Annotated in this window: 17 protein-coding genes and 1 tRNA gene; 13 read left to right on the top strand and 5 right to left on the bottom strand. The window is 63.7% G+C overall.

Annotated elements, in window-relative coordinates:
* Positions 1–26 precede the first annotated feature (26 nt).
* The 7 genes from EOD29_RS19365 (at position 27) to EOD29_RS19335 (ending at position 6,600) form a co-directional block, all read left to right on the top strand.
* Positions 27–917 (top strand): LysR family transcriptional regulator, encoded by an 891-nt coding sequence (locus EOD29_RS19365; protein WP_067323833.1) that lies wholly within the window; start codon positions 27–29, stop codon positions 915–917.
* Positions 918–981: 64 nt separating this feature from the next.
* Complete coding sequence (locus EOD29_RS19360) at positions 982–1,554, top strand: cytochrome b (protein ID WP_067323831.1); 573 nt, start codon at positions 982–984, stop codon at positions 1,552–1,554.
* A 61-nt stretch (positions 1,555–1,615) separates the two neighbouring features.
* Positions 1,616–2,191, top strand: coding sequence for a YceI family protein (locus tag EOD29_RS19355; RefSeq protein ID WP_067003284.1), 576 nt, complete (start codon positions 1,616–1,618; stop codon positions 2,189–2,191).
* Positions 2,192–2,458: 267 nt separating this feature from the next.
* The gene (locus EOD29_RS19350) at positions 2,459–3,445 is read left to right on the top strand and encodes a Gfo/Idh/MocA family oxidoreductase (RefSeq protein ID WP_127247483.1); all 987 of its coding nucleotides are present in this window, start codon (positions 2,459–2,461) and stop codon (positions 3,443–3,445) included.
* Between the two features lie 32 nt (positions 3,446–3,477).
* Positions 3,478–5,133, top strand: coding sequence for an FAD-binding dehydrogenase (locus EOD29_RS19345; protein WP_127247482.1), 1,656 nt, complete (start codon positions 3,478–3,480; stop codon positions 5,131–5,133).
* Between the two features lie 238 nt (positions 5,134–5,371).
* The gene (locus tag EOD29_RS19340; RefSeq protein WP_127247481.1) at positions 5,372–6,019 is read left to right on the top strand and encodes a caspase family protein; all 648 of its coding nucleotides are present in this window, start codon (positions 5,372–5,374) and stop codon (positions 6,017–6,019) included.
* On the top strand, positions 5,968–6,600 hold the full coding sequence (locus EOD29_RS19335; RefSeq protein WP_245475370.1) for a caspase family protein: 633 nt from the start codon (positions 5,968–5,970) through the stop codon (positions 6,598–6,600). Before EOD29_RS19340 ends, EOD29_RS19335 begins: the two co-directional genes overlap by 52 nt.
* Before the next feature lie 194 nt (positions 6,601–6,794).
* Here the strand turns inward: EOD29_RS19335 and EOD29_RS19330 are convergent.
* Together EOD29_RS19330 and EOD29_RS19325 are read right to left on the bottom strand one after the other, a co-directional pair.
* Positions 6,795–6,871, bottom strand: a tRNA-Arg gene (locus tag EOD29_RS19330).
* A gap of 202 nt (positions 6,872–7,073) precedes the next feature.
* Positions 7,074–8,567 (bottom strand): HAMP domain-containing sensor histidine kinase, encoded by a 1,494-nt coding sequence (locus tag EOD29_RS19325; RefSeq protein WP_127247479.1) that lies wholly within the window; start codon positions 8,565–8,567, stop codon positions 7,074–7,076.
* 255 nt (positions 8,568–8,822) lie between these two features.
* On the opposite strand from EOD29_RS19325, the gene rpmH reads away from it, so the two are divergent.
* From rpmH to yidC, 3 genes are read left to right on the top strand one after another with little or no spacing between them, the layout of a single operon-like run.
* Positions 8,823–8,957: a 50S ribosomal protein L34 gene (gene rpmH, locus EOD29_RS19320; protein WP_008833937.1), complete on the top strand. Its 135-nt coding sequence runs from the start codon at positions 8,823–8,825 to the stop codon at positions 8,955–8,957.
* Positions 8,958–8,973: 16 nt separating this feature from the next.
* Positions 8,974–9,327, top strand: coding sequence for a ribonuclease P protein component (gene rnpA, locus EOD29_RS19315; protein WP_067323826.1), 354 nt, complete (start codon positions 8,974–8,976; stop codon positions 9,325–9,327).
* A gap of 14 nt (positions 9,328–9,341) precedes the next feature.
* A complete protein-coding gene (gene yidC / locus EOD29_RS19310) occupies positions 9,342–11,159 on the top strand; it encodes a membrane protein insertase YidC (RefSeq protein ID WP_127247478.1) in 1,818 nt (605 codons plus the stop codon).
* A 303-nt stretch (positions 11,160–11,462) separates the two neighbouring features.
* Here yidC and EOD29_RS19305 read toward each other — a convergent pair whose 3' ends face one another.
* The 3 genes from EOD29_RS19305 to EOD29_RS19295 are packed head-to-tail and all read right to left on the bottom strand — an operon-like array spanning position 11,463 to position 14,672.
* Positions 11,463–13,004: a DHA2 family efflux MFS transporter permease subunit gene (locus EOD29_RS19305; RefSeq protein WP_127247477.1), complete on the bottom strand. Its 1,542-nt coding sequence runs from the start codon at positions 13,002–13,004 to the stop codon at positions 11,463–11,465.
* Positions 13,001–14,293 (bottom strand): HlyD family secretion protein, encoded by a 1,293-nt coding sequence (locus tag EOD29_RS19300; protein ID WP_127247476.1) that lies wholly within the window; start codon positions 14,291–14,293, stop codon positions 13,001–13,003. Before EOD29_RS19300 ends, EOD29_RS19305 begins: the two co-directional genes overlap by 4 nt.
* Positions 14,286–14,672, bottom strand: coding sequence for a hypothetical protein (locus EOD29_RS19295; protein WP_245466600.1), 387 nt, complete (start codon positions 14,670–14,672; stop codon positions 14,286–14,288). Before EOD29_RS19295 ends, EOD29_RS19300 begins: the two co-directional genes overlap by 8 nt.
* A gap of 59 nt (positions 14,673–14,731) precedes the next feature.
* On the opposite strand from EOD29_RS19295, the gene EOD29_RS19290 reads away from it, so the two are divergent.
* The 3 genes from EOD29_RS19290 to yihA all read left to right on the top strand — a co-directional run bounded on the left by EOD29_RS19290 (position 14,732) and on the right by yihA (position 16,425).
* Entirely contained in the window at positions 14,732–15,022 is a 291-nt protein-coding gene (locus tag EOD29_RS19290; protein ID WP_245457040.1) for a hypothetical protein, read from the top strand.
* Between the two features lie 96 nt (positions 15,023–15,118).
* On the top strand, positions 15,119–15,757 hold the full coding sequence (locus EOD29_RS19285; protein WP_067324652.1) for a CatB-related O-acetyltransferase: 639 nt from the start codon (positions 15,119–15,121) through the stop codon (positions 15,755–15,757).
* Positions 15,754–16,425 (top strand): ribosome biogenesis GTP-binding protein YihA/YsxC, encoded by a 672-nt coding sequence (gene yihA, locus EOD29_RS19280; RefSeq protein ID WP_281059220.1) that lies wholly within the window; start codon positions 15,754–15,756, stop codon positions 16,423–16,425. The genes EOD29_RS19285 and yihA overlap by 4 nt, the downstream gene beginning before the upstream one ends.
* The last annotated feature ends 71 nt before the right edge of the window (positions 16,426–16,496 follow it).

Here is a 16,496-nt window from a genome sequence, read left to right as displayed (position 1 = left end):
CACAGCTCGCTCTATAAGATAGATCAATGAACCGGACGAACCTTTCCCAGCTGGCCGTTCTCGCCGCGGTCGCGCAATGCGCCAGCTTCCGCGGCGCGGCCCGCGAGCTCGGCATCGCGCCGTCGGCGGTCAGCCATGCGGTGGCGAGCCTGGAGGCGCGGCTCGGCGTGCGGCTTCTGGCGCGCAGCACGCGCAGTGTCGCCCCGACCGAGGAAGGCGCGCGGCTGTTGGAGCGCCTGCGGCCGGCACTGTCCGAGATCGACCTGGCGCTGGAAACGGCGGTCGAGACGCGCGACCGGCCGGCTGGCAATCTCAGGCTTAGCGTGCCGCGCACCGCCGCGCATCTGGTGCTGACGCCGCGGCTCGCTGCCTTCACGGCCGCCTATCCCGAGATCATGCTGGAGATCGTGATCGAGGACCGCTTCACGGATGTGGTGGAGGGTGGGTTCGACGCCGGCGTCAGGCTGGGCGAAAGCCTGCAGCGCGACATGATCGCGGCGCGCATCGGGCCGAACATCCGCGGCGCGTTGGTCGGCGCGCCCTCGTACTTCGCGACCATGCCCAAACCGCGTCATCCGCGCGATCTCGCCGATCACCGCTGCATCCGCTTCCGCTTCTCCAGCGGCATCCTCTACCGCTGGGAGTTCGAGAAGGACGGCGAGGAAATCGAGATCGCCGCGCCAGGGCCGCTGATCCTCGACGAGGACCATCTGATCGCCCAGGCCGCGATCGACGGCGCCGGGCTCGCCTTCGTCTTCGAGGACTATGTGAAGGCGCCGCTCGCCGATGGCCGGCTGATCCGCGTGCTGGAGGACTGGTGCCCCGCTTTCGACGGCTTCTTCGTCTACTACCCAAGCCGCCGCCAGATGCGGCCGGCGTTGCGGGCCTTCGTCGATTTCTTCAAGGTGAGCGGGTAGGGCTCCTCCGTTCCGCTTGTGGGGAGGGCTGGAAGAAAGGTGATTTCAGCGACGTTTTTCGACCATGCAATCGTCCATCACCAACACCGCCACCCGCTATGGCTGGGCGATGATCATCCTTCACTGGCTGATCGGCCTCATCTTCATCGGCCAGTTCGTGCTCGGCTTCGTGATGATGCGCATCGACAGCCAGCGGACGTCTTTCGAGCTGATCCAGTTGCATAAGTCCTTCGGCTTCCTGCTGCTTGGGCTGGTCATCCTGCGCATCGCCTGGCGTGTCGGCAATGCGGCGCCAGCACTCCCGCCTTCGGTGGGAACATTGGAGCGCAAGGCAGCGCCGCTGGCGCATTTGGCGCTTTACGCCTTCCAGGTTGCCCTGCCGCTCTCCGGCTGGGCGCTGGTCTCGGTCTCGACGCTGGAAATCCCGACGATGCCCTTCAACCAGTTCGTCATGCCCGACCTGCCGCTCGCCGAATCCGACGCCGCGGAAAGCTTCTGGTCGGCCGCGCATTGGTATCTTGCCTATGCCGGCATCGCGCTGGTCGCGTTGCATATCCTTGCTGCGATGCGCCACCATTTCCTGCTGCGCGACAGCGTGCTCACGCGCATAATCACGCCTTCGTCTGCCCGGGAATAGAGCGGGCCGCCCGTTCGTTGGTGGCGGCAGCAATGCGCTGGTTCAGGATAGGAAGATGTCGATGCATGCGCGCATCCTCGGATTGGCGGCCTTTGCCGCTTGCCTTGCCGCGCCGGTTTGCGCCGCGGTGGCGCTCAGTGACGCCGCCGGCAGCTACACGATCAGCCCGGCGGGCTCCTCGATCCGCTTCACCATCGGCAAGGCCGGCGGTGGCGGCTTCGGCGGCGCCTTCGGCCGCTTCAAGGGCACGATCCGCATCGACAATGCCGATGTCGGGCGCTCGAAGGTCAACCTCACCATCTTTCCGGAAAGCGTCGGCACCGGCCAGGGCCGCATCGATGCTTTCCTGCGTTCCGACGCCGTCTTCGACAGCGCCAACAATCCGGAGATCCAATTCCGCTCGACAAACGTGACCCGCACCGGCGAGACCACCGCCGTGGTCACCGGCCGGCTGACGGCGCGCGGCAAGACGTTTTCGGAAAAGTTCACGGCCGAGCTCGATGGGCTGAAGTCAGGAACCATCAAGTTCCATGTCACCGGCAAGGTGCTCAGATCGCGCTACGGCATGGATGTCGGCACGCCGATCTATTCCAACGTCGTCGACTTCGACATGACCCTGACGGGGAGAAGGGGTTAGCTCTGGTCGCGCATCCTCGGGTTCGTCATCCTAGGGCGGAGCAAGGAGCGAAGCGACGCGCGCAGACCCTAGGATCCATGGCGTGACGCTAAGGCGTTGCAACGGTTGCAGATCTCTGCATCCCTGCACTTTACGTCATAGGTCACGGAATGGATCCTCGGGTCAAGCCCGAGAATGACGAAGGCGCTTTGTGGCCCGCGTCTGCGATTGGCTTTTCTCCGGAATTGGGGCACACCTCCATCGACATAACCGACATGGAGAAGCATGATGTTCCGATGGGGTGTTCTGTCGACGGCCAAGATCGGCCGCGAGCAGCTTTTGCCGGCGATCGTAGATTCGGAGAATGGCGTGCTGTCGGCGATCGCCAGCCGCGACCTGTCGAAGGCTCGCGCCCTGGGCGAGCGTTTCGGCGCGCCGCATGCCTTCGGCTCCTATGAGGAACTGCTCGCTTCCAAGGAGGTCGATGGCGTCTATATCCCGCTGCCGACCTCGCAGCATGTCGAATGGACGGCAAAGGCAATCGAGGCGGGAAAACATGTCCTGGTCGAGAAGCCTCTTGCGCTCGACGCCAAGGACATCCCGCCGCTGATCAAGTTGCGCGACGAGAAGAAGGTGCTGGTCTGCGAGGCCTTCATGGTCGTCTACCACCCGCAGTGGATCAAGGTGCGCGACCTCATCGCCAGCGGCGCGATCGGCCGGCTGCGCCACGTCCAGGGCGCGTTTTCCTATTACAATGTCGATCCCAGCAACATGCGCAACCAGCTGGATCTTGGCGGCGGCGCGCTGCCCGACATCGGCGTCTATCCGACCGTGTCGACGCGCTTCTCGACCGGCAAGGAACCGGTCCGCGTGCAAGCCACCATCGAGCGCGACAAGACCTTCGGCACCGACATCTATTCCTCGATCCGCGCCGATTTCGGCGACTTTGAACTGTCCTTCTACCTGTCGACGCAGATGGCGGCGCGGCAGGTGATGGTGTTCCACGGCGAGAAGGGTTTCATCGAGGTCTTTGGCCCGTTCAATGCCGGGCTCTACGACCACCACCGCATCGAATTGCACAACCAGAACCACACCGAAGCGCAGGTGTTCCGCTTCCCGGGCACCCAGCAGTACCGGCTGGAATGCGAGGCCTTCGTACGCGCGGCCCAGGGCGGCAAGGACCGTGTCTTCACGCTGGAGGAATCGGTCCTCAACCAGAAGGTCATCGACGCCATCTTCCGCGCCGGCGGCAAGAACGGCTGGGAGCCCGTCTGACAGGCCGTCGGAAGGCGCTGGGGGGAACGAAGATGGCTGACGACGCGGATGTCATCATTGTCGGCGCGGGGCTGGCAGGCCTCGTCGCCGCGGCAGAACTTGCCGATGCCGGCAAGAAAATCATCATCGTCGACCAGGAGCCCGAGCAATCGCTGGGCGGCCAGGCCTTCTGGTCGTTCGGCGGGCTTTTCCTGGTCGACTCGCCCGAGCAGCGGCGCATGCGCATCCGCGATTCCCACGACCTCGCGCTCGCAGACTGGATGGGCACCGCCGCCTTCGACCGCCCTGAGGATTTTTGGCCGCGAAAATGGGCTGAAGCCTATCTCGGCTTCGCCGCCGGCGAGAAGCGCTCCTGGCTGATCGAGCGCGGGTTGAAATTCTTCCCCGTCGTCGGCTGGGCCGAGCGCGGCGGCGGCAATGCCAGCGGCCACGGCAATTCGGTGCCGCGCTTCCACATCACCTGGGGCACCGGGCCCGGCGTGCTGGAGCCCTTCGTGCTGCGCGTGCGCGAGGCGCAGAAGCGTGGGCTCGTCGAGTTCAAGTTCCGCTACCGGGTCAACGAGATCACGCGGACCGGGAAGACGGTGACCGGGGTGCGCGGCGACGTGCTGGAGCCAAGCACGGTCGAGCGTGGACGCAAGAGCTCGCGCAACGTGGCCGGGGATTTCGAGCTCCACGCCCAGGTCGTGATCGTCGCTTCCGGCGGCATCGGCGGCAACCACGAGCTGGTGCGCAGGAACTGGCCGCAGCGTCTCGGCGCGACGCCGAAGCGCATGATCACCGGCGTGCCGGACCATGTCGACGGCCGCATGCTGGCAATTGCCGAAGCAGCGGGCGGGAGGGTCATCAACCGCGACCGCATGTGGCACTATGTCGAGGGCATCAAGAATTGGGCGCCGGTCTGGACCGATCACGCCATACGTATCCTGCCGGGCCCCTCTTCGCTATGGCTCGACGCGCGCGGCAGACGGCTGCCGGTGCCGCTTTTCCCAGGCTTCGACACTTTAGCCACGCTCAGCCATATCATGAGCACCGGCTTCGATTATTCCTGGTTCATCCTGACGAAGAAGATCATCCAGAAGGAGTTTGCGCTGTCGGGCTCGGAGCAGAATCCGGACCTCACGAGCAAGAGCTGGCGGCAGGTGCTCGGCCGCGCCACGTCGGGCATTCCCGGGCCGGTGAAAGCCTTCATGGAAAAGGGCGAGGATTTCATCGTCGAGGCCAACCTTTCGAAGCTGGTGGCGCGGATGAACGGGCTGGCCGGCGAGCCGCTGCTCGATGTGGCGCAGGTCGAACGCGAGATCCGCGCCCGCGACATGCAGTTCGACAACCCGTTCTCCAAGGATGCGCAGGTCACCGCGCTGCGCGGCGCGCGCGCCTATCTCGGCGACAGGCTGATCCGCACCGCAAGGCCGCACAAGATGCTCGATCCGGCGAACGGCCCGTTGATTGCGGTCCGCCTCAACATCCTCACCCGCAAGACGCTGGGCGGCCTGCAGACCGATCTCGACAGCCGCGTGCTCGACGCGGAGGGCGGGCCGGTGCCTGGTCTCTTTGCGGTGGGCGAGGTCGCCGGCTTCGGCGGCGGCGGCGTGCACGGCTATGCGGCGCTCGAAGGCACCTTCCTCGGCGGCTGCATCTTTTCCGGACGCAGCGCCGGAAGGGCGGCGACGAAGGCGGTCGGCTGAGCGATCGAACGGTGTTGCCAAAAGCTCGTGAGCTCGGCCCACCTTGTATGCTGCGGCCTCATTCGGGGTTTGATGTTGCTTGAAGTCGATGCCGGAAAGGGCGTTGACGATGCACGGAGACCTCATACCAAGCGGCCTCCGGCAAGTTTGGCCTCTTCCCCAAGCAAGATGGCCCTTACAACGGGTACCCACGCGCTTTAACGGATGCTAATATTCTCCGTTACTCGGGAAGGTCGCAATGTCCAAGGTTTGTTTGTTGTGCGCGTGCCTTCTTTTGCTGGCCGGCTTGTCGACACCGGCCTCCTCTGAGACCCAGATCGGTCAACGCAGCCATAGATATGCGCTCGTAATCGGTAACTCGGCCTACCGTTTTGCGTCATCGCTTCCCAACGGGGTAAATGATGCGAATGCCATCTCCCGAGTTTTGCAAGAGACGGGCTTCGACGTCACCCTTGGATTGGATACCGACGCATCAACGTTCAGGGAACTCATCGGAAAATTCAGGCGAAACTTGCGGCCGGGTGACGTCTCGCTTTTTTACTTCGCCGGACACGGGCTCCAAGCGAACGGGGAGAACTACCTATTGCCCGTTGACGCCGCCCTTCAACGTCCGGCCGACTTGGCTCTGGAGGCTGAGCGCCTGCAAGACATCATCGCCGCCATGACGGCCGAGGAAAATATCGCAATCGTCCTTCTCGATGCCTGTCGGGACAATCCTTTCGTTAAGCAATTGAGTGGACCGGGTCAAAGTCGCGGCCTTGCCATAGGAAAGGGCTGGGAGCCTTGGATGCTGGCAGGGGAGTCTTTATCGGCTTTGCAACACAACCCGGCAACGTGGCTCTCGATGGAGCCGTCAATCATAGTCCGTTTGCAGACTCTCTTGTGAAGCGGATAAAGACTCCTTCGATCGACATTGAAATTCTCATGCGTCGCGTCCGGTTGGACGTCATGAACGCGACTTCTGGGAAGCAGGTTCCCTGGAGCAACTCGTCCCTGGTGGAGCCGGGATTCTCATTCAACCCGGATGCCGCGTCTAGTCCGTCTTCGGCAGACGCCTATCAGCCAGACATCAACGCGGCGGCAGAGCTCGAATTCTGGAAATCAATCAAGGATACATCCGATGTCTCGATGTATCGTGCTTATCTAGCGGCATTTCCGAATGGTGCATTCGTCGAAATTGCAAAGAGCCGAATTGCCAAGTTCCAAGCACCTACGCCGCCACGCAAAAAGATCCTGCCAAAGAAAGTCAGTCGCAAGCCGCAAGTGTCGTTGCCTGTCGATGAACCTTCCAATCGTTCGGCAAAAACGAGCGCACCAGCTAAACCGGAATCCGTGGGGCGATGCAGGGATGGCAACAAGGAGAGGTGTCGCCAGAGATGCCGTGAAGGCGCAAGGCGTGCCTGTCGCAAGCTGCAACAGCTAGGGGTTAGTAACGCCGATGACTGCCTTGCGCGCGGTGGGACTTAGGCCGCGCCGCCGACTGCGGCTGGAGACGAGCAAGGGTGCATGACAAAAGCTGAACTCAAGAACGCTCGGGTACCACTGCCGACCCGATCGGGATCGTGGATTAATACGCCACGTGAACCTCGCCGCGTGAGCGTAGGCAGCCAGCGACTGCTTCGGCCGGCGAGGCAAATGCGCGGGAGTTCAGTTTGATTAATTGGCGCGCCCGAAGAGATTCGAACTCCTGACCCCCAGATTCGTAGTCTGGTGCTCTATCCAGCTGAGCTACGGGCGCGCATCAGGCCGTGTGAGACACAAGCCCCGCGATCCGGTCGAGACGCCGGCCGCGATGTGGAGTGTTCCCTAACGACTGAATTTCGGAAAAGCAAGCCGGCCCGGCAAAAGTTTTGTCGCAGGCGTTTACAGGATCACATTCCGACCGGGGTCTTTGCTTCGCGGAACTCCGAAGCGGGAACGTCTTCCCTGGCCTGCCACGGTCAAGCCGGGCGGCGCAGGCCGTTGCGGGCCTGATCGAGCCGCACCGGCTGGTCGGGGATGGTGACGGCGAAGACCGTGCGGCCGCCGATCGATTCGACCAGCTCCACCGCGCCGCCATGGGCGCGGATCAGCTCATGGGCGATCGCCAGGCCAAGGCCGGTGCCGCCGCTGCGCGCCGAGCCGCGGAAGGCGGCGAACAGGTTCTCGCGCGCCTTGGGCGGGAGGCCGGGGCCGGTGTCGCTGACGGTGATGCGGCTGACGCTGCCCAAGCGCTCGGCCGAGACGGCTAGCCGACGCACCACCGCGCTCTCCGTGTCGGCCGCCATTGCCTGCACCGAGTTGCGGCACAGATTGGTGAGCACGCGGAAGAGCTGGTCGGAATCGGCGTCGACTTCGAAGGTGAGCTCGACGGCATTGATGAATTCGATGCCCTCCTCGATATCGAGCAGGCCGTGCACGTCGTCGACCAGCTGGCGCAGCCGCAAGCGGCGGCGCGACGGCGCCGGCTCCTGTGTGCGGCCATAGGCAAGCACGCCCTCCGAATAGGCGACGGCGCGGTCGAGCGCGCGCAACAGCTTCGGCGCGAAGGACTGGACGGTCGGATCCTTCACCTGGCGCAACCGGTCCGACATAAGCTGCGCGGAAGCCAGGATGTTGCGCATGTCGTGGTTGATCTTGGACACGGCAAGCCCGAGATTGGCGAGGTGCTTCTGCTCGGCGAGCATTTTTTGCAGCCGATCCTGCATCTGCGACAACTCGCGCTCGGCGACGCCGATCTCGTCGGCACGCTCCGTCGGGCAAATTATGCGGCCGGGATCGTCCGGCGCCTCGGAGAAGGACAGGATCGAGCGCGTCATGGTGCGGATCGGGCCTATCATGATCAGATCGATCGCCGCATAGACAAGCATGGCGGTGAACAGCGAGATCAGCAGCGAGACGACGGCGACGTTACGCGAATATCTGAGCATGGCGTTGCGCAGACTGTAGTCCGGCATGATCAGCTCGAATTCCTTGTCGCTGTCGCCGACCGGGCCGAAGACGCGCAGCATCCGGTTTCCGCCGGCGAACAGCGTTTCCAGCGCGCCGGTCATGCCGTTGACCAGACCGACATTGGCAATGTCGATATGCTCGTCGACCTTCGGCGGCATGTCGGCCACGACCAGCAGCCGCGAGACGCCGCCGTCGCGCACCGCGATCGCCTTGGCGCCGATCGCCATCAGCACGTCGTTCTGGGCGGTGTGCGACAGCGAGTTGGGCTCGCCCTGCAGCAACACGATCGACACGGCGGCGGAGGTGCTCAGCCGCTCCTTCAGCCAGTTCACCCGGTAGCTGGCGATCCAGGGCAGGAAGATCAGGATTTCGGCGAGCAGCACGAAGACGATGGTGAGAAGCAGAAGCTTGGTCGACAGACCGCGCGACAGCGGCACCCGGCGCGGCGAGCTTGCCGCCGCGGGGCGTGGCTTTTCATCCGTTGACAGGACTTCACTTGTCATGACGCGGTTTTCACGAAGGCTTGATCGAGCAAGATTATGCGATTTGCGGCTTTTTTGCCAATTTCGCCGCCGGCCAGTGAAAAAATGCCTTTAGGCGGGCTGGATTGACTTCCAAAATCCTTCTTCCTATAAGCCCGCTCACGCTCGGGCCTTCCGTCCCGGCGCGGTTTCGATCGCGCCTATAACCGGCCCGGCAAAGCTCCTGTTACAGTGTGACAGAATCAAGAAGGGCCGCACGCCGCGGTATTAAAACAAATGAAGCGTACCTACCAACCGTCCAAACTCGTCCGCAAGCGCCGGCACGGTTTCCGTGCCCGCATGGCCACCAAGGGTGGCCGCGGCGTCGTCGCAGCCCGCCGCAACCGCGGCCGCAAGCGGCTCAGCGCCTGAACGAAAGACGAGATCGTTGCCCGCAACCGGCAAGCCAAAGGGGAAAACTCCCGGGCGGCTTCTGAAACGCGCGGACTTCATGGCTGTGCGCGGCGGCGAGAAGCGCCGCGGGCGGCTTTTTCTCGTCGAGGTTCTCGACCGGGGCGACGATTGTGCGCCACGCGTCGGCTACACCGTGACCAAGAAGGTCGGCAACGCCGTGGTGCGCAACCGCGTCCGGCGGCGGCTGAGAGAAGCCGTGCGAACGCATGCCGCCGATGACATGGCGCCCGGCAGTGACTATGTCATCGTCGGGCGCGAAGACGTGCTTGCCATTCCGTTCGGCCAGTTGAAGGCCGAGCTTTCCCGCCGGCTGCGCGGAACACGATAGGCCAAGGGCTTTCGATGGAAAACAACCGCAATTTCTTCATCACCATCGCGCTGTCGGTGCTGATCCTGACGCTCTGGCAGGTGTTCTACATGAACCCCAAGATGGAGCAGCAACGCGAGCAGGCCCGCATCGAGCAGCAGCGCGTCGAGGCGCAGAAGAAGGAAGCGCAGGGGACCAATCCGGGCGCGGCCGGGGCGCCGGCGCCGGCTCCGGGCGCCATCCCGACCGCACCTGGCGGCGAGACAGTCACTGTCGAGAGCCGCGACCAGGCTGTTGCCGCGACCAAGCGCGTCAAGATCGACACGCCGAGCCTCGAGGGCTCGATCAATCTCACCGGCGCTCGCCTGGACGACCTCAAGCTCAAGCACTACACCGAGACGGTCGACAAGAATTCGCCCGAGATCCAACTCCTCAATCCGCAGGCGCTACCGACCGGCTATTTCGCCGAGATCGGGTTCGTCGGCACCGACAAGACCGGCGCGGTGCCGAGTTCCGACACGGTGTGGAGCGTTGAGGGCAATCCGACGCTGACCCCGTCGACGCCGGTGACGCTGACCTACACCAACGACAAGGGCCTGACCTTCAAGCGCACCATCTCGGTCGACAACGATTATATGTTCACCGTTTCGGACACCGTGCAGAATTCGGGAAGCGCTGCCGTCAGCCTGTTCAACTACGGTCGCGTCACGCGCTACGACAAGCCGGCGGTCGCCAGCACTTATGTGCTGCATGAAGGCCTGATCGGCGTTACTGGCACCGAGGGGCTGACGGAATACAAATACGCCGCCATCGAGAAGGACAAGGAAGTCAAGCCAGGCAAGTCGACCGACGGCTGGCTCGGCATCACCGACAAGTACTGGGCCGTCACCATGGTGCCGACCGAAAAGCAGCCCTTCCAGCCACGCTACGGCTATTTCGAGGACGGGCGCCATCGCTACCAATCCGACTTCCTCACTGATCCGATCAACATCGAGGCCGGCCAGTCCGCAACCATCGAAACCGAAGTGTTCGCCGGCGCCAAGGAAGTCGCCAAGATCAACGCCTATGAGGCTGACCGCCATATTCGCCAGTTCAATTTGCTGATCGACTGGGGCTGGTTCTATTTCATCACCAAGCCGATGTTCTGGCTGATCGACACGCTGTACAAATTCTTCGGCAATTTCGGCCTAGCGATCCTGGCCACGACCGTCATCGTCAAGGCCATCTTCTTCCCGCTGGCCAACAAGTCCTACGCGTCGATGGCGAACATGAAGAAGGTGCAGCCGAAGATGCTGGAAATCCGCGAGAAATACGCGGACGACAAGATGAAGCAGCAGCAGGCGATGATGGAGCTCTACAAGACGGAAAAGATCAATCCGTTGGCCGGCTGCTGGCCGGTGGCGCTGCAGATCCCGGTCTTCTTCTCGCTCTACAAGGTGCTCTACATCACCATCGAGATGCGGCACGCGCCGTTCTTCGGCTGGATCCACGACCTCGCGGCGCCCGATCCGACCTCGGTGTTCAACCTGTTCGGCCTGCTGCCCTTCGCGCCGCCGGCCTTCCTCCCGCATATGGGCGCCTGGGCGGTCGTGATGGGCATCACCATGTTCCTGCAGATGCGCATGAACCCGACGCCGCCGGACCCGACGCAGGCCGCGGTGTTCACCTGGATGCCGGTCCTCTTCACCTTCATGATGGGTTCCTTCCCGGCCGGCCTCGTCATCTACTGGGCCTGGAACAACCTGCTCTCGATCCTGCAGCAGGGCGTGATCATGAAGCGCCAGGGCGCCAAGATCGAGTTGTGGGACAATCTGGCGGCGATGTTCCGCAAGAAACCATCGCCGGCGGAATAGATGGCACCCCGGCCCTAACACCAAAAACCCCGGCATGACCGGGGTTTTTTCGTTGGCGGCTTGCCCTATGGCGCTCCGGACAGAACTTCGCGCAGCCGTCTTTCGTAGCTTCCCCGGTCCTCCCCAAAAGCTGCGACGGCTTCCGGCGCAGCGACGCCGGTGTGGGAGGCCGTCCGGCAGGCCAGGGTCCCGCGGGGGGACCCCGGTTTTTCCTCCTAAAGCGCGACGCGCTTTAGGGACTTTGTTTTAATGCAGTGTCGTTTTCCCAAAACCGCTCCACGCTTTTGGGCGACATCCACCAGCTCACTCCATGACGGCGCTGTGGTCGACCTTGGCCGGTGTGCCAGGCTTGCGCAGCAGAAGCACAAGCGGGATGGCGGCGAGCGAGAGCAACATCATCAGCTCGAAGTCGTCGACATAGCTGATGATCGTTGCCTGCAGCGTGACCAGCCCGTCGAGCGCGGCGCGGCCGGCGGCGGTGTAAGGGCTCAGCGCCTGCGCGATCGCCGGATCGCCGAACGCCGGATTATAGGGCGTCACATAGTCGGCGATGTTGGCATGGTTGATCTGCTGGTTCTGCGTCAGAAGCGCGGTGACGACCGAGATGCCGACGCTGGAGCCGATGTTGCGCGACAGATTGTAGAGGCCCGTCCCTTCAGCGCGCCGTTCCGGCGCCAGCGTGGCGAAGGTGATGGTGGTGAGCGGCACGAACAGGAAGCCTAAGCCGGCGCCCTGGATGAAGCCGGTGCGGATGATCGTCCATTGCGAAACGTCCGGGGTCCAGCCGGTCATGTCGTACATCGCCCAGGCGGTGACCGCGAGCCCCGTGAACAGCAGCCAGCGCGTGTCGACCTTGCCGACCAGCCGGCCGACAAGGAACATGCAGGCCATGGTGCCTAGGCCGCGCGGCCCCATGACGATGCCGGCGGTCACCACGGGATAGCCCATCAGCGTTTGCAGGTAGGGCGTCATCAGCGCCAGCGAGGCGAGATAGGTGATGCCTATGATGAAGATGAACACCATGCCGACCGCGAAATTCCGGTCGAGGAACAGCCGCGGGTTCACGAAGGTGTCGCGGGCGGTGAAGGTGTGGACGATGAAGATATAGAAGGCCGACGCGCAGATCAGCGCCTCGACGATGATCTCGGACGAGGAGAACCAGTTGAGCTGCTCGCCGCGGTCGAGGAACATCTGCAGCGAAGCGATGGCGAGGCTGAGCATGCCGAAACCCAACCAGTCGAGCCGGGCCTTGAGGTCGAGCTTGGTCTCCTGCACGAACATCGAGACGCCGGCGAAAGCCAGCACGCCGATCGGCACGTTGATGTAGAAGACCCAGCGCCAGGAAACATTCTCGGTCAGCCAGCCGCCGATGACGGGCCCAAGCACCGGGCCGACCATCACCGAGACGCCGAACAGCGCCATGGCCGAACCGCGCTCCTCGACGCTGTAGATGTCCAGCAGGATACTCTGGGACAGCGGTACAAGGGCGGCGCCGAACAGGCCTTGAAGCAGCCGAAAGCCGACGATCTGCGGCAGCGACTGGGCAAAGCCGCACAGCACCGAGGCGACGACGAAGCCGGTGATGGCGACCAGCAGGATGCGCTTGCGGCCGAAGCGGTTGGCAAGATAGCCCGAAGGCGGCGTCATCACCGCCGCGGCGACGATATAGGAAGTGAGCACCCAGTTGATCTGGTCGGCGCTCGCCGACACGCTGCCCTGGATATAGGGCAGCGCCACATTGGCAATGGTGGTGTCCAGCGCCTGCATGATGACCGCCAGGATGACGCAGGCGGTGATGGCTCCGCGATTGGCGACCGCAGGCGTGCCCGTGGCGACGGTGCTCATGACTTTTGCTCAAACCGCTTGAAGAGGTCGGTCACGAAATCGGGCAGGCCGCGGGCATGGCCGGTGTCTATGCTGACAACCGTGCTCATGCCCCCGCGCAGCGGCGGCTTGCCTTGCGGGTCGTCGATCGTCACCCGCATCGGGATGCGCTGCACGACCTTGACCCAGTTGCCGCTGGTGTTCTGCGCCGGAAGCAGCGAGAAGCTTGACGACGAGGCCGGGCTGATGCTGCCGACCTCGCCACGCCAGACCTCGCCCGGATAGCCGTCGATGCTGATCGTCGCCTTCTGCCCCGGCCGGACATAAGTGAGCTCGGTTTCCTTCGGCTCGGCGGCGATCCAGATGTCGGTCGACGAGACCAGGCTGAAGGCCGGCTGCGAGGCGGGAAGGTACTTGCCGACCTGCAGCGCATCGACATTGGTAACGACGCCGTCGAACGGCGCCTTGACAACAGAATCGCCGAGATTGCGCTGGGCATCGTCCACCGCCGATTGGGCCTGCAGGTAGAAAGGGTTCTTCTCGACCGGCTGGTCGGCGTCGCCGCCGAGCTGGGCGAGCGTTGCCTGCGCCTGCGCCTTGGCGACGATGACTTTCTGCCGGGCGGCGATGAGATCGTGCTGGGCGCTGTCGAAAGTCGCCTTCGAGGCGGTTGAGGTCTTGAGCAGGTCCTGCTGACGCTGGAAGGCCGACTCGTAGTAGGGGATGTCGGCCTCGGCCTGGGCGATCTGCGCCAGCGACTGCTGGTAGCTCGCCTGCAAGGTCAGCACCTGGTTGCGCACCGTGCCGAGCTGCGCCTGAGCGCCGGCCAGCGCCGTCTCGAACGAGGCCGGCCGCAAGCGGAAGAGCACCTGGCCCTTCTTAACCGCCTCGTTGTCATGCACGTCGATCTCCTGCACGGTGCCGGAAACATCGGTGGAGACGCCGAGCGACTGCGCCTGGACATAGGCATTGTCGGTGGTCATGACCTGACCGCCGACGACGTAGTAATAGCCGCCGACCGCCAGCGCCACCGGAAGCAGCGCAAACAGGACAGACCGGGTTAAGCTGCGCCGCGGCTTGGCCCGGGCCGGCGAGGCTATCGTGACGGCGGCCGGCTTCGGCTGGGCCGAGGGTGCTTCGAGCGCAGCAGGTTCCGGCGCGACAGGGGCTTCCAGCTCATCGTTTTCGATCCCCGGATTGGCGGCACGCCTTTGCTCGCGCTGGCTGTCCAGGCGAATGACCTGGTCGCTGCTTCTGTCGCCGGCATTGTCGCCGTCGGCGGGTTTGCGTGGTGAGGCTGGTTCAGACATGGACTTTCTCCCGGTCGACAGCCGGCTGGGCGCAGGCCTCGAGCAGATTGGATTTGATCAGACAAAGTGTTTGCAGCTCCTGCCGCGCGTCCGCGGAAAGGTGAATGCCTTGCTGTCGAGACAGATAGGGCCGCACCTGCCAATGCCCGCGAGTCTGGCTCGAGCGGCGCGAGCGCTGCTCGAAGCGTTTTCCGGGCAGGCGCGCGACGTCGTGCAGGACGAAGCTGCTGGTGAGCGAGGAAGGCATGGGAGGAACTTCGGAGTCGGCAGACAAGCTTTCGTGAGCATGCTTATTATCATCATGCACATAATCCTGCTGGACGCGGTGCGCAAGACCAGCTAAGCCGCCTGGAGCAAACGTCGCGCCGACGTGGCGCAACTGAAGGCCGGAAGAGGCACGCACGAAAAATGAAGATGAACCGGCTCAGGATCGCGACCGTGGCTGCCCTGCTGACATGCGCGTTTCCGGCCGCCGCCAAGGAAGCGGTGAGCTGCGGCGGCGCGGCAATGCTCGGCGGCGCGCAGCTCAACTGCAGCCACGTGCAACCCAAGGCTCCGCCGCAGTTCTGCACCTATAGCTGGGCCCTGCACACCTCGGCCGGCGACCAGAAAGTCGTCGACGGCAGTTTCACGCTGCCGCCCGGCGCCTCCAACGTCCAGGTCTATCAGGGCAGCGGTTTCGACAGCGCGCTTTCCAACCCGATCGTGATCTGTCGCGGCAGCCGCTGAGCGCGGGTTGGTGCTGCAGCCTGATCACGGTAGTTTGATCGGGAGACAGCGTCGCCAGGGCGCCGCCTCGTGCCTGCCAACTAAGGACTGACCGCGATGACCGGACCCAACCCCAACATCAAGCATCCCATTGCGATGCATCCGCGCGTCGGCTTCCTGAAGCCGCTGGTCAATGCGCCGAACATCGAGATCGGCGACTTCACCTATTACGACGATCCCGACGGCCCGGACAAATTCGCCGAGAGGTGCGTGCTGCACCACTATCCCTTCATCGGCGACAGGCTGATCATCGGCAAATTCTGCGCCATCGCCGAGGGTGCCCGCTTCATCATGAACGGCGCCAATCACGCCATGTCCGGCTTCTCCACCTATCCGTTCAACATTTTTGGCCATGGCTGGGAGGAAGGTTTCGACCCCGAGACCTGGTCGAAAGAGATCCGCGGCGACACGGTCGTCGGCAATGACGTGTGGATCGGCATGGATGCGGTGATCATGCCGGGCATCGAGATCGGCCATGGCGCGATCGTCGCCGCGAAATCGGTTGTCACGCACGACGTGCCGCCCTATGCGATCGTCGCCGGTAATGCGGCCAAGGTGGTGAAGATGCGCTTCGATGAGTTCACGGTGCGACGGCTTTTGAAAGCGGCCTGGTGGAACTGGCCGGTCGACAAGGTCAGCCGCAACCTCAACGCCATTCGAGGCGCCGACATTTCCAAGCTGGAGGCCGCCGTTTGAACGCGCCGGACAAAACCACGAGCGAAACTGCCATAAGTCCGGAGCTGTTCACCCGCGCGTGGATCTTCATCCGCGGCGTGCCGTCGATGAAATTCCTGCCGCCGGAAGGGCCGCCGGAGATCGCGTTTGCCGGCCGCTCCAACGTCGGCAAGTCGTCGCTGATCAACGCGCTGGTCGGCCAGAAGGGGCTGGCGCGCACCTCCAACACGCCCGGACGGACGCAGGAGCTGAACTATTTCGTGCCGGACGGCTTCTCCGGCGAAGGCGCCGACCTGCCGCCGATGGCGCTGGTCGACATGCCGGGCTACGGCTACGCCAGCGCGCCGAAGGATAAGGTCGATGCCTGGACGAAGCTGATCTTCGAGTATCTGCAGGGCCGCGTCACGCTGAAGCGCGTCTATGTGCTGATCGACGCCCGGCACGGCATCAAGGCCAAGGACGAGGAGGTGCTGTCGCTGCTCGACAAGGCGGCGGTGTCCTACCAGATCGTGCTGACCAAGACAGATAAGATCAAGGCGGCCGGCGTGCCGAAGCTGATCGAGGAGACGATGGCCAAGATCAAGAAACGGCCGGCGGCGTTCCCGGCGGTGCTCGCGACTTCGTCGGAAAAGGCCTCAGGGCTCGAGGATCTGCGCGCGGCGATCGCCTTGGTGGCGAACGGCGGCTGACGCATTTTTCGCCTTGGAGCAGGGCAGCCGCGTACTGCGCTCCCCCTCACCCAGTCTCCGCTTCGCCCGGC

This window comes from Mesorhizobium sp. M1A.T.Ca.IN.004.03.1.1 (assembly GCF_003997555.1).
Lineage (GTDB): Bacteria > Pseudomonadota > Alphaproteobacteria > Rhizobiales > Rhizobiaceae > Mesorhizobium.
Note: the sequence above shows the minus strand (reverse complement) of the source record. Positions and strands in the feature narration are given on the sequence as shown.

Coding starts and splice junctions, on each gene's coding strand:
- EOD29_RS19365 (WP_067323833.1), top strand. CDS start 27: ATGAACCGGACGAACCTTTCCCAGCTGGCCGTTCTCGCCGCGGTCGCG.
- EOD29_RS19360 (WP_067323831.1), top strand. CDS start 982: ATGCAATCGTCCATCACCAACACCGCCACCCGCTATGGCTGGGCGATG.
- EOD29_RS19355 (WP_067003284.1), top strand. CDS start 1,616: ATGCATGCGCGCATCCTCGGATTGGCGGCCTTTGCCGCTTGCCTTGCC.
- EOD29_RS19350 (WP_127247483.1), top strand. CDS start 2,459: ATGTTCCGATGGGGTGTTCTGTCGACGGCCAAGATCGGCCGCGAGCAG.
- EOD29_RS19345 (WP_127247482.1), top strand. CDS start 3,478: ATGGCTGACGACGCGGATGTCATCATTGTCGGCGCGGGGCTGGCAGGC.
- EOD29_RS19340 (WP_127247481.1), top strand. CDS start 5,372: ATGTCCAAGGTTTGTTTGTTGTGCGCGTGCCTTCTTTTGCTGGCCGGC.
- EOD29_RS19325 (WP_127247479.1), bottom strand. CDS start 8,567: ATGACAAGTGAAGTCCTGTCAACGGATGAAAAGCCACGCCCCGCGGCG.
- rpmH (WP_008833937.1), top strand. CDS start 8,823: ATGAAGCGTACCTACCAACCGTCCAAACTCGTCCGCAAGCGCCGGCAC.
- yidC (WP_127247478.1), top strand. CDS start 9,342: ATGGAAAACAACCGCAATTTCTTCATCACCATCGCGCTGTCGGTGCTG.
- EOD29_RS19305 (WP_127247477.1), bottom strand. CDS start 13,004: ATGAGCACCGTCGCCACGGGCACGCCTGCGGTCGCCAATCGCGGAGCC.
- EOD29_RS19300 (WP_127247476.1), bottom strand. CDS start 14,293: ATGTCTGAACCAGCCTCACCACGCAAACCCGCCGACGGCGACAATGCC.
- EOD29_RS19285 (WP_067324652.1), top strand. CDS start 15,119: ATGACCGGACCCAACCCCAACATCAAGCATCCCATTGCGATGCATCCG.